The sequence below is a fragment of the Pseudomonas aylmerensis genome, assembly GCF_001702265.1.
Lineage (GTDB): Bacteria > Pseudomonadota > Gammaproteobacteria > Pseudomonadales > Pseudomonadaceae > Aquipseudomonas > Aquipseudomonas aylmerensis.
On sequence record NZ_MAUE01000005.1, the window covers coordinates 130,622 to 142,546 of the forward strand.

General features: G+C 61.9%; 11 protein-coding genes, 1 tRNA gene and 1 pseudogene. 10 read left to right on the forward strand and 3 right to left on the reverse strand.

All coding sequences use genetic code 11. The features are described 5' to 3' along the window. Positions 1-201 precede the first annotated feature (201 nt). The 4 genes from BBG20_RS04435 to BBG20_RS04450 all read left to right on the forward strand — a co-directional run bounded on the left by BBG20_RS04435 (position 202) and on the right by BBG20_RS04450 (position 2,648). Positions 202-615, forward strand: a complete 414-nt coding sequence (locus BBG20_RS04435; RefSeq protein WP_065900578.1) for a pilin — start codon at positions 202-204, stop codon at positions 613-615. Positions 616-650: 35 nt separating this feature from the next. Then, complete coding sequence (locus tag BBG20_RS04440) at positions 651-2,051, forward strand: O-antigen ligase family protein (protein ID WP_065900580.1); 1,401 nt, start codon at positions 651-653, stop codon at positions 2,049-2,051. Between the two features lie 48 nt (positions 2,052-2,099). Then, positions 2,100-2,172, forward strand: a tRNA-Thr gene (locus BBG20_RS04445). Between the two features lie 170 nt (positions 2,173-2,342). Next, on the forward strand, positions 2,343-2,648 hold the full coding sequence (locus BBG20_RS04450) for a DUF6388 family protein (protein ID WP_065900582.1): 306 nt from the start codon (positions 2,343-2,345) through the stop codon (positions 2,646-2,648). 43 nt (positions 2,649-2,691) lie between these two features. Here the strand turns inward: BBG20_RS04450 and nadC are convergent, their stop codons facing one another. Next, positions 2,692-3,540, reverse strand: a complete 849-nt coding sequence (nadC, locus tag BBG20_RS04455; protein ID WP_065900584.1) for a carboxylating nicotinate-nucleotide diphosphorylase — start codon at positions 3,538-3,540, stop codon at positions 2,692-2,694. A gap of 246 nt (positions 3,541-3,786) precedes the next feature. Between nadC and BBG20_RS04460 the strand changes: the two genes are divergently transcribed. The 6 genes and pseudogenes from BBG20_RS04460 to BBG20_RS04480 all read left to right on the forward strand — a co-directional run bounded on the left by BBG20_RS04460 (position 3,787) and on the right by BBG20_RS04480 (position 10,194). Continuing rightward, positions 3,787-5,937 (forward strand): DUF1631 domain-containing protein, encoded by a 2,151-nt coding sequence (locus BBG20_RS04460; protein WP_065900587.1) that lies wholly within the window; start codon positions 3,787-3,789, stop codon positions 5,935-5,937. 61 nt (positions 5,938-5,998) lie between these two features. Beyond that, on the forward strand, positions 5,999-6,562 hold the full coding sequence (gene ampD, locus BBG20_RS04465; protein WP_065900590.1) for a 1,6-anhydro-N-acetylmuramyl-L-alanine amidase AmpD: 564 nt from the start codon (positions 5,999-6,001) through the stop codon (positions 6,560-6,562). Beyond that, a complete protein-coding gene (gene ampE, locus BBG20_RS04470) occupies positions 6,559-7,395 on the forward strand; it encodes a regulatory signaling modulator protein AmpE (protein ID WP_065900592.1) in 837 nt (278 codons plus the stop codon). The genes ampD and ampE overlap by 4 nt, the downstream gene beginning before the upstream one ends. A 1,180-nt stretch (positions 7,396-8,575) precedes the next feature. After that, positions 8,576-8,779: pseudogene (locus BBG20_RS33450) on the forward strand (HAMP domain-containing protein); the annotation flags it as partial. A 153-nt stretch (positions 8,780-8,932) separates the two neighbouring features. Then, the gene (locus BBG20_RS33455) at positions 8,933-9,637 is read left to right on the forward strand and encodes a methyl-accepting chemotaxis protein (protein ID WP_404940332.1); all 705 of its coding nucleotides are present in this window, start codon (positions 8,933-8,935) and stop codon (positions 9,635-9,637) included. 125 nt (positions 9,638-9,762) lie between these two features. Then, positions 9,763-10,194, forward strand: coding sequence for a hypothetical protein (locus tag BBG20_RS04480; RefSeq protein WP_065900596.1), 432 nt, complete (start codon positions 9,763-9,765; stop codon positions 10,192-10,194). Here the strand turns inward: BBG20_RS04480 and BBG20_RS04485 are convergent. Together BBG20_RS04485 and cra are read right to left on the reverse strand one after the other, a co-directional pair. Then, positions 10,141-10,917, reverse strand: a complete 777-nt coding sequence (locus tag BBG20_RS04485) for a TatD family hydrolase (protein WP_065900597.1) — start codon at positions 10,915-10,917, stop codon at positions 10,141-10,143. The genes BBG20_RS04480 and BBG20_RS04485 overlap by 54 nt on opposite strands. 2 nt (positions 10,918-10,919) lie before the next feature. Continuing rightward, positions 10,920-11,915: a catabolite repressor/activator gene (gene cra / locus BBG20_RS04490; protein ID WP_065900599.1), complete on the reverse strand. Its 996-nt coding sequence runs from the start codon at positions 11,913-11,915 to the stop codon at positions 10,920-10,922. Between the last annotated feature and the right edge of the window lie 10 nt (positions 11,916-11,925).

Genomic DNA, 11,925 nt, shown 5'->3' on the forward strand with positions numbered 1-11,925 from the left:
TCACGGTTCCGCACACAAGTCGTCGAAGATTTATAGCTTAGTCAGGTGACGGATTCGGGCTGGCGGGGAACCACCGATAAAATGTCAGAATGTGCGTCTTGTGCGCGATTGACTGCTTGCGGATGAGTACACTGGGGCCGCTGCAAAATACGGGGCGCAGGACGCGCCTTGTCATGAGTTTTATTCTGGAGAGTGAATGTGATGCGTCAGAAAGGTTTTACCCTGATCGAGTTACTGATCGTCGTGGCAATCATCGGCATTTTGGCCACCATCGGCCTGCCGATGTATACCACCCATCAGGCCAAGGCTAAATTCACTGCCGGCCTGGCTGAAATCACAGCGTTGAAAGCCGGGTACGAAGACACCCTCAATCAAGGGACCGTGCCCACCCTGGCATTGATCGGCGGCACCAGCCCGACGGCCAACTGCAAGATCGACGTCTCCGGCGACGTTGCCACGGGGGCCGGTTCCATCAGCTGCGAAATACTCGACGCACCGGCACCGGTGCTGGGCAAGAGCATCAACCTCACGCGCAATGCCACCACGGGCTGGAAGTGCAGTACGACCGCCGATGCCAAATATGCAGCCAAAGGTTGCGGCGCCGACGGTGCCTGACTGCTAAACCATCCACATGGACGTAGAGGTGGCCGATGTCGTTATCTGTACAGCAGCGCGGCAGTATTTTCCTGGTAGTGACGGTGTGTTTGCTGGTTGTGGGGATATGCGTGCCCTTCAGTGGGCATGATCTACAGCGGACATTGCAGATTGCCATTGCCGTCTGCGCGGTGCTGTATGGGCTGTCGGTGACTTCGCAGGAGCGGTTGGTGGATCGGTTCACGGCCTTCGGGCTCGCGCTGATCATCGTGCTGGGGCTGGTGTCTTCGGCGCTGGCCCGACAGCCGCTCTGGGCGTTTACCGAAGTGGCGTTGTTTGTCGGTTGCGCGGCGATCGCCGTGGCGTTTGCCGTGCTGCGTCGCCGCGAAGGTGAGTCTCTGGACCGTTTGCTGGTCATGGTCGTGGTACTGCTGTGCCTGATCAAATCCATCCAATACCTGTACGCCGGCGCGGTGGCCTTCAGCAGTGGTGCGCTGACGCTGGACCCTGACCTGTTGCTGTCGAGCTTTTCCAACAAGCGCTTTTACGGCCAGTTCCAGACCTTTACCTTGCCGCTGCTGGCGCTCCCCCTGTTACTGCCCAAGGCCTTTCGAACCCAGCGAGGCCTGATATTTGCGTTGCTGTGTGTCTGGTGGTTGATCGCGATCAGCGGCGGCACGCGCGGTACATGGCTTGGCCTCGGCGTGGCCGGGGCGGTACTGGCGATGTTGGGGCCGTGGGGGCGACGCTGGCTCGGCTGGCAATTGGCCGCGGTGTCGTGCGGCTTATTGCTGTACTGGCTGCTGTTCACGGTGTTGGCGGATTACCTGGGGATCGAGATTACCAATGCTGCACGTGATCGACTTACCACCACGCTGTCGGGGCGTGGTCCGATCTGGTGGCAGGCGTGGCATATGCTCGTCGAGCGGCCCTGGCTGGGCTTCGGGCCGATGCATTTTGCCGATATTGCCAACAAGATTGCCGCTCACCCCCACCAGGCTATCCTGCAATGGGCCAGTGAATGGGGAGTGCCATCCGCCGTGTGCGTTGCGGCCTTGGCGTGGCGAGGTGGCTGGGCCACGTTGACTGTGGTGCGTGAGCGCGCGCTGTCCGCCGAACGTGCGGACCTGCTGAGGCTATGCCTGTTTGCGGCATTGGTTGGCGCGTTGGTGCAGTCCATGGTCGACGGCGTGATTGTGATGCCCGTCTCCCAGGTGTGGCTGGCGCTGGTCGTGGGCTGGCTGCTGGCACTGCATGAGTGGCGGTTGCCGGCCTTCGCAGCGGTGCCATGGTTGCGTGGGGCGTGGAAAACCCTGAGTGTATTGGCCGTTGGTCTGTTGATCTTCATCGCGGCGCGCGACATCCCGCACATCACCCAAGCCCAGCGGCAGTACCTGGACAGCCATGACAATTTGCTGCGACCCCGCTTCTGGACCCAGGGCGTGATTGCCCGTTGAGGGTCGCAAGTTGCCGGACGCCCGATGCGGTGCTAGCTTTAGCCCACCGCCCGTGTAGCTCAGCCGGTAGAGCAGCGCACTCGTAACGCGAAGGTCGCAGGTTCGATTCCTGTCTCGGGCAAAAGGGCACTACTGTTTCAAAGGCAACACTGTCTCAAAGGCAATACTGTTTTCAGATGATCCCAGAATGGTTCTGAAGGCCAGACGAGCTGGCATTTGCGCCCGCTCTTTTGTATCTGCGCAACCTTGATGACCCAGATGCATCCCCATTCCTCGATCTAAGAGAACAACATGACCACAACTGAAATGACCCAGGAAGTTCGGCATCAAGCAGCCCTCGAAAAATACCTCGAGGAATCGCCGCAGCTTAAAGAAGAGATCAAGGACCTGAGCGCCGATGATCAGCGCGACCAGATTCAGTGGGCATTCGAGGACGAGGCCGAGAGCCGGGGCTACCAGCCCTGGGAGCTGACCCTCTATTACACGTCGACACCGGAAGAATTCGAAGCCGCCAGGCTCGCCTTGCACAAGGAGGCATCTGAGGTACTGGGCGTCGACTGGGAAGAATATTGCGAGATGAACGGCCTGGTTGTTTGAATCAGCCTGCAGGAGCCGGCAACCCGGCTCCTGCAGATTTTCCTCAGATGCTGAGACGCATCGACAGATCCACCGCTTTTACATCCTTGGTCATCGCGCCAATGGAGATGTAGTCCACCCCGGTCTCGGCGATAGGCAGCAGCGTGCTTTCATTGATCCCGCCGCTGGCCTCCAGCTTGGCCTTGCCGCCATTCAGGCGCACGGCTTCACGCATGTCTTCCAGGCTCAGCTCATCGAGCATGATGATATCGGCGCCCGCCGCCAGCGCTTCGCGCAGTTCCTGCAGGCTTTCCACTTCGATTTCCACCGGTTTGCCGGGGGCGATCTTGTGCGCGGCGGTGATGGCTTGGGCGATGCCACCACAGGCGGCAATATGGTTTTCCTTGATCAGGAACGCGTCGTACAAACCGATACGGTGGTTGTGGCAGCCGCCGCAGGTCACCGCGTACTTCTGCGCCAGGCGCAGGCCCGGCAGGGTTTTGCGGGTGTCCAACAGCTTGACCTGAGTGCTCGCGACAAAATCCGCCAGGTACTGCGCGCGGGTAGCGACCCCGGAGAGCAATTGCAGGAAATTCAGCGCACAGCGTTCGCCGCTGAGCAGCGAGCGTGCCGGTCCTTCAAGGCGGAACAGCACCTGGTTGGGGCTGACGCGCTCCCCGTCGGCCACCTGCCAATGCACGGCGACGCGTGGGTCCAACTGGCGAAACACGGCATCGACCCAGGCCGTACCGGAAATGACTGCGTTGTCGCGGGTAATGATGGCGGCCGTGGCCAGCCGTTCGGCCGGGATCAACTGTGCGGTGATGTCGCCGCTGCCGATGTCTTCCAGCAGTGCGCGGCGCACGTTGGCTTCGATTTCGGCGGTGAGGTCGGCAAGACGGAGATTCGGCATAACAGGCTCCACAAACAAAGTGCCCCGATTATAGGGGCAGTGCGCGTCCGAACCCACACTCGCTGCTCATTTACCGCGCCGTCGCAGAGTTTGCTGGCGCAACCCCCCTCATTTGCAAGATAATCTCGCGCCTTTCAATTGGCGTCATAGCTTTGACGTCATGGTAATCACCGGCTATCCAGTGCGCCCACGCGGGCCTGTAGCCGGTCTTTGCCCCACTCAATACCGCCGTTTCAGGAGGCCAGGATGCACAATGACGGAAAGGTGGTGCCAATCAACAAGGCACACGCCACGCCATCTCCGCTCGCCCGGTTGCCGGTGGTGTTGCTGCAGGTCCGCGACAAGGCGGCGCAACAGCTGCAGCAGGGGCTGCAGGAACTGTTCGATAACGCCGACGACACGTTGTTCGAAATGGCCGACAAGGCCCGTAACAACGTCGATCACCATATTTTCTTCGAAGCCATGCGCGACCTGCGCCTCAAGCGCAAGAATTTCGAGCGCGTGTTCATGGAGCGCCTGTTCGAAGCCTTTGCCCACCTGGGCGACGCGGGGCGGGGGGCGTTGAAGTGGGTGCCGGTGATGTCCTACGACGCTGCACCCGGTACCTCCAGGGATCAACTGGAAAAAGCCGTGGCGCTGGAGGCCATGCTGGGCCGGGTGCATCACCGCGACGGCCTGGCGCTGGGGCAACTGACCGCCCGTTTGAGTGCATTGCTCGGCAATCGCCTGGACGATCGGGAGAACCCGCTCGGTCCGGCGCTGCTCTGCGAGTTTTTCCTGCGGGCGGGGCGCAGCCTCGGCGTGGAAATTCGCGTCAAGCTGATCATGCTCAAGCTCTTCGAGAAATACGTGCTCAGCGATGCCGACCAGTTGTACGGCGAAGCCAACCAATTGTTGGTCGCGACGGGGGTGTTGCCGGAACTCAAGGCCGCCCCCTCGCGCCGCCCCGGTGGGCGTGCCGCCCGTGAACAACCCAGCCCGGATGCGCAGCCGGGCGCCGAGCAGCCTGTCGATGACAGCGGCCAGCAAGCGTTCGCCGTCCTGCAGGAGCTGCTCAAAGCCGTGCGCGGCAGCGTGGCCCCCACCCTCGAAGCCAGCGCCGAGCCCCAGCCTATCGCCACCCGTGACCTGCTCAGGCTGCTGTCCCATTTGCAGCAGTATGTGCCGGAGCCGGAGCTTGAAGACGACTTCGACCTGCGCAACCAGCTGGAACAACTGCTCACGCGTGTCAGCGTCAAGAGTGGCAAGTCGCGGGTGGTGGAGGATGCAGACGAAGACGTGATCAACCTGGTCGCGCTGTTGTTCGAGTTCATCCTCAATGACCGCACGGTGCCCGATGCCTTCAAGGCCTTGATCGGCCGATTGCAGATCCCGATGCTCAAAGTCGCGGTGTTGGACAAGAGCTTTTTCACCCGCGCCAACCACCCCGCGCGGCGCCTGCTCAATGAAGTCGCGGCGGCGGCCATGGGCTGGAGCCCGTGTGATGACTATCAGCGCGACCACCTGTACCTGCGTATCGAACAAGTGGTGCAGCGCCTGCTCAACGATTATGTCGAAGACCCAGCGATTTTTTCCGGGTTGTTGACCGAGTTCAGTGCGTTTACCGCCGATGAGCGGCACCGCAGCGAATTGCTCGAACAGCACACCCGCGAAGCCGAGGAAGCTCGCGTACGCACCGAGGCGGCCCGTCAGCGAGTGGCTGATGTGCTCAACCGGCGGCTGCTGGGTAAGGTCCTGCCACGCACGGTGGTGCAGTTCCTGCAGCAGGCCTGGAGCCAGGTGCTGTTGCTGGCCAGCCTCAAGCACGGTGAGCAGTCGGTGCAATGGCAAGCGGGGCTGCGCACCCTCGACGAACTGATCTGGAGTGTCAGCCTGCAGCAAGACACCGAAGCTGGGCGCCACTTGCTGGAACAGTTGCCGGGATTGCTCAAGGCGTTGCGTGACGGATTGACCAGCGCTGCGTTCGACCCATTCAGCACGCGTGATTTTTTTGTGCGGCTGCAGGCCCTGCATAGGCAGGCGACTGACGACCTCGATGAGCTGATCGAGGTGAGTGAGCCCTTTGTACTTGGGGCGGTCTCGCATGAGCCGGATGAAGACCTGCCGGACAACGATCCCGACCTGCTCCAGGCTCGGCAATTGCGGATGGGGCAGTGGGTGGAGTTCCAACGCGAGACTGCCAGCAGCCTGCGATGCAAGCTCACGATGATCATGGCGCCGGCCAATCGCTACATCTTTGTCAGTCGCACGGGGCTCAAGGTCCTGGAGCAAAGCGCCGGCCAACTGGCGGTGGCATTCAAGGCTGGCACGCTGCATAGGCTCGACGATGGGCCCTTGTTCGAGCGTGCGCTGGCGGCGGTGGTGGGCAAGCTGCGACAACTCAATCGCGGCAAGTGATCGCAACCACAGGGGCGAACGCGGCATACTGGTAACACTTTGTCTCGTTCAAGGAACCGGTATGCAGTTGGACCCCGCCAGCGGTTGGTGCAAGGGTATTCGTCATTGCCCTTCGCCCAACTTCAACGAGCGCCCCGCAGGCGAAATCTCACTGTTGGTGGTGCATAACATCAGCCTGCCGCCCGCGCAGTTCGCTACCGGCAAGGTGCAGGAGTTTTTCCAGAACCGCCTGGATGTCACGGAACATCCCTACTTTGAAGGGATTGCTGACCTACGGGTGTCCGCGCATTTTCTGATTGAGCGCGACGGCGCGGTGACGCAGTTTGTGTCCTGCATCGACCGCGCCTGGCATGCCGGGGTCTCGTGCTTCGAAGGGCGAGAGACGTGCAATGATTTTTCCCTGGGAATCGAGCTGGAAGGCACCGATGACCTGCCGTTCACCGACGCCCAGTATGTGTCGCTGATCGACCTGGCCCGCCAGTTGCTGGCGGCCTACCCCGGGATCACGCCGCAGCGGATTTGTGGCCACAGCGATATCGCGCCGGGACGCAAGACCGATCCCGGCCCCGCTTTTGATTGGACGCGCTTTCGCAGCGCCCTGCTGGATGGAGGACACGCACAATGAGTTTTCTGGTGTTGGTGCTGGCGGTCTGGATCGAGAAATTCTCGGCCCTGCGCCGGCGTGTGCAGCGCGATGGCGGCTGGTTGCGCGAGCTGGCCAAGCTGGAATCCAGCCCGCGCATGGGCAAGCAGCCCTGGCTGATTCTGACCGTGATGGTGTTGCTGCCGGTGGCGTTGCTGGCGCTGTTGCTTCTGGTGCTGGAGCCGGTGGCCTACGGGTTGTTGGCACTGCCGGTGCACCTGGTGGTGGTGATCTACAGCCTGGGGCGTGGCGATCTACTGGCCGGGCTGGGCCCGTTTCGCGATGCCTGGCGGCGCGGCGACCTGCAAGCCGCAGAGCACGTGGCCGAGCGCGACCTGAGCCTGAGTGCCGACAGCGGCGAACAGCTGCTCGAACGCGTCCAGGGGCATCTGCTGTGGCAGGCCTACCAGAGCTTTTTCGCGGTGATTTTCTGGTACTTCCTGCTGGGACCGGTGGCCGCCCTGGCGTACCGCCTGCTGGCGCTGGCCAGCGAACACAGCAAGAACCCGCTGGTGGCCGAGCGTGCCGGGCAATTGCGGCATGCGTTTGACTGGTTGCCGGTTCGCCTGCTGGCAGCCAGCTTCGCCCTGGTAGGCAATTTCGTGGCGGTCAGCCGCGTGATGCTGCACGAGCTGTTGAACTGGGATATCAGCGCCGCCCAACTGGTGGAAAAGGTGGGCCTGGTTGCCGCCGAAATCCCGCCGCCAGTGGTCGGTGCCGATGGCATCAACAGCCTGGACCGCCTGTGGGAGCTGCTGCTGCGCGCGGCGGTGCTGTGGTATGCCGGGTTCGCTATCTGGACCGTGTTGCCCTGATCCTCGCAGACCCCCGATTCGCTGGCGATACGAGCACTTTGGTGGTTACATCACCCGAGTTGCGTCGATCGCCGGCAAGCCGGCGCCTATCTCGTTAACTTTACGTTACAAAACTCCCTTTCAAATTGAGCTATACAGACAGAGCGCCAAATAGTGGCTTTCTGCCGCCGCCCTGCGCCTCAAATAAAAATAATAGAAAGGGAGTTCACCTGTGAAGAGCTTGCTCTATCCCGCCGTCGCGCTGATGAACCGTCTGAGTTTCGGCATGAAGTTCAGCCTGATCAGCGTGCTGTTCCTGCTGCCGATGCTGGCAACCAACTATTACCTGGTACGTGATTCCTGGCGTGAGTTCCAGGGCACGCGTATCGAACTGCAAAGCCTGGATTTACTCGGCAGCAGCCTGGCGCTGCGCCGCGACCTGGAAACCCTCAACAACCAGGTGCAGATCAACGCGACCCTGGGGCAGGCCGGCAAAGCTGGTGACCTGGAGGGCAAGATCACTGCCCTGGAGCAAAGCGTGCTGACCCGCCTGCAAGGCCTCAGCGCGATGGCCACCGACCCTGAGCAAATCGCCGCCTTTGACGCCAAGCGCGACGAGCTGGTCGCGGCCTTCAAGGCCCAGCAACAGGAAACCTCGCTGCTGAGTAAAAGCGCGTTGATCGGCAAATTGCTCAACAAGGCGCAGATGCTCAGCCAGATCATCGCCAGCCAATCCGGCTTGAGCCGCGACCCCCAGAGCGATTTGCGCCAACTCAGCGAACTCATCACCAGCGTGACCCCGCAGGTCACGCAAACCCTGGGGGAGGGCCGGGCGATGGGCGCGTATTCGCTGGGCCAGGGGTTCCTCAATTCATCCTCCAGCACGCGCTTTGACGAGTTGTTGCAGCAGTTGGAAAAGCTCCAGGCCGAATACGGCTTGAAGTTGCAGGACGCGTTGGGTTCCAGCAAGACCGTGCACACCGCGCTCGACAGTTTGGCCAAGGCCAGCAACGCCAGCCTCAAGCAAGGCAGCGAGCTGTTTGAAGAACAGGTGGTGATGGCCGAGACTCTCGACGCGCCCTGGCAGGCGTTCTACGACAACGTCACCCAACTGATGGCGCAGACGTATCAATTGGATGAAGCAACCCTGAGCTTCATCGGCCAGCAACTGGAGCAGCGCCTGGCGCAAAACCGCACACACATGGTGGTGCTGGTGTCGGCCCTCAGCGCGGTGTTCCTGCTGATCTTTTACTTGTATGCAGGCTTCTACGCCTCCACGCGTACCACGCTGCGGCGTTTGGGGGCGATGATGGACAAGGTCGCCGCCGGTGATATGACCGTCACTTTTGTCGCCCACAGCCGCGATGAATTGGGCGACCTGGGCCAGGTGTTCAACGGCACCGTGGCAAAAATCCATGACTTGATCGAGCGCGTCGGTCACACCGTCAGCCAGGTTGAACTGCAGGCCGGCCAGGTGGAAGCGGTCTCGGCGCAGAGCAACCAGGCCGTCTCCGGCCAGCGCACTCAGATCGAGCAGGTCGCAACGGCCATGAACCAGATGTCGTCTACTGCCCAGGAAGTCGCGCGCAGTGCGGCGGCGGCGGTCAGCAGTGCCCACAGTGTCAATGATGAAACTGTCAGCGGCCGTGGCCTGGTGCAATCCCAGCAAGGCAGCATCGCCCGGCTCGCCTCGGAGATCGATGAGTCGGTGCGGGTCATCAACCAGCTGGCCACCGACAGCCAGTCGATCAGCAGCGTGTTGGAAGTGATCAAGAGCATCGCCGAGCAAACCAACCTGCTCGCGCTCAATGCTGCCATCGAGGCGGCGCGGGCGGGTGAGCAGGGGCGCGGGTTTGCGGTGGTGGCCGATGAAGTGCGCACGTTGGCCCGCCGCACCCAGCATTCCACCGAAGAAATCGAGCAGATGATCAGTCGTTTGCACAGCGGGGTGGCAGCCGCGGTGAAGGCCATGGGCACCAGCCATGAAATGGCGAATGGCACGGTAGGGCAGTCGGAAAAAGTCCAGCAGGCCCTGGAAAACATCCTCGGGGCCGTAGGCATGATCGTCGATCAGAACCAGCAGATTGCCGCCGCGGTGGAGCAGCAGACCGCCGTCGCCCACGATATCGACCAGAACATCGTCGAAATCAATCGTGCCGGCGAGCATGCAGCCGAGGGCGCACATCAGACCGAAGCGGCGAGCCGGCAGCTGTCGATGCAGGTGATCGAATTGAAGCAACTGATTGGGGCGTTTCGTGTGTAAGGCGCAAGAGTAGGAATTGTCTGCTTGTGACGTAGTTCGTGTCTTGATTCGCCGCTCGCTCTTCTGTGGCTGTGTGAATGGGTGAGAATTTGTTTCACACACTCAAGGTACTGGGGAGCACGGCGATGGCCACGGCAATTGGCATCAAAGGGCACTGCGCCCATTGCGACATCACGTTTGAGCTCAAGCCTTGGCAGTTGAATGCCATCGCCATCGAAGAGCCCTTCGATTGCCCGTATTGTCATCGGGTGTTGCAGCTGAGCTGTCCGCGACAACTGCGTCAGTTCAAGGCGCTCGACCACTGGGCGCTGGTGCACCCGAGCATGGCGGTCCTGACGTGTGTGGTGCTGATCGTGGCACTGGTGGCGGAGTGGGTGGGATTGATCAGTGTGATCGGCCAGCTCAACGTGTCATTGGTGGTGCTGCTGGTGCACTTCCTGGCATTGCGTTATGCCCGTTCGCGGCAGCGGATCACCCTGGACCTGCAAGCAGTCATGCCGGCACTACCAGTTGAACACCTCGCACGCATTGCGTGTGCTCGCCTCAGCCAGCAATAAGGGCGTGGTCCCCATGCGCGCGGCCAGGTCGGTGCAGATCGCCGGCAAATGCAGCGGGCTATTGCGTTGGCCAGGGTACATGGCGGGCGCCATGTCCGGTGAGTCGGTTTCCAGCACCACCGCGTCCAACGGCAATTGCGCCAGTACCTTGTGCATACGCAAGGCCTGGGGCCAGGTGGCGGCGCCACCCAGTCCCAGTTTGAAGCCGAGCTTGATGTACTCGCGGGCTTCTTCCCGGCTACCGGCAAAGGCATGGATGATGCCGCCCCGTGGCAGGCGGATGCGCTTGAGGGTTGCGATCACCGCCGCGTGACTGCGGCGTACGTGCAGCAATGCCGGCAGTTGGCAGTCCACGGCGAGCTTGAGCTGGACTTCAAACAGGTGTTGCTGGCGTTCGCGGTCCAGGGTTTCGAGGAAATAATCCAGGCCGATCTCGCCCACGGCGCACAGTTGCCGATGGCCCTGCAGGCGGGTCAGCCAGTCGCCCAGCTCGGTCAGGTCGGCAGGTCGATGATCATCGAGGTACACCGGGTGCAGGCCGAAGGCGGCGAACAGGCTTTCGTCTGCTTGCACCAGGTCCCACAGCCGCTGCCAATTCTGCTGATACACGCCCAACACCACCATGCGCCGAACGCCCAGCGCGCGGCTGTGGGCGAGGACTTCGCGGCGATCGCTGTCGAAGTCCGGGAAGTCCAGGTGGGTGTGGGTGTCGATCAGCTCCACGCTCAAGCCTCGTGAATACGCTGCTTGAACGTGCGGCCGATGGCGTGCACGCCGGGTTGGTACTGCTCGTCTTCGATGGCGGCCAGGGCCAGGCGCAGGGCGGTGTCGGCGATCAGTTGATGCTGCTGGGCCATGGCGTTGACCGGCAACGGCAGGAAGTCCAGCAGTTGGGTGTCACCAAAGGTGCCGAGGCTCAGGGGGCGCGACTTCAACGGGAAGTCATGCAGCGCATCGAACACGCCTTGCAGCAGCACGTAGGACGTGGTCACCAGCGCGTCAGGCAAATGCCCCAGGCGTTGCAGTAATTGCTCCATCAGTTGTCGGCCACAGTCACGGCTGAAGGCTTCGCCGTGTTCGACCAATACCTCGCCCTTGAAGCCTTGCAACGCCTCATGGAAGCCTGCCGCGCGCTCCTGGCTGATGCTCAGCTCGGGACGCGCGCCGATCAGCACGATCTGCTTGGGCAGCGGCTGCAGCAGGCTGCTGGTCAATTGCTGGCAGGCCTGGCGGTCGTCGCTGACCACCGAGCAGAACTGCCCGGGCTCCATTACCCGGTCGATGGCGATCACCGGCAAGCCCTTGGCTTGCAACTCGCGGTAACTGTCATCGCTGGCGGGCAGGCAGCTGGCGACGAACAGCGCGTCACAACGGCGCGCGCGGAACAGCTGCAGCAGTTGGCGCTCGCTGTCGGCCTCGTCATCGGAACTGGCGATCAGCAACTGATAGCCACGTGCCCGTGCGCCTTGCTCCAGCAGCTTGGCGATGCGCGCGTAACTGGGGTTTTCCAGATCCGGCAGGATAAACCCCAAGGTACGCGTGTGCCGGCTGCGCAGCCCGGCGGCCTGGGGGTTGGGGGTGAAGCCATGGGCTTCGACCACGGCACGCACCCGTTCGACGGTGGCGTTGCTGATCCGTTGCTGTTCAGCCTTGCCATTGATGACATAGCTGGCGGTGGTCACGGACACACCGGCGAGACGCGCGATATCACTGAGTTTCAAACCGGGATTT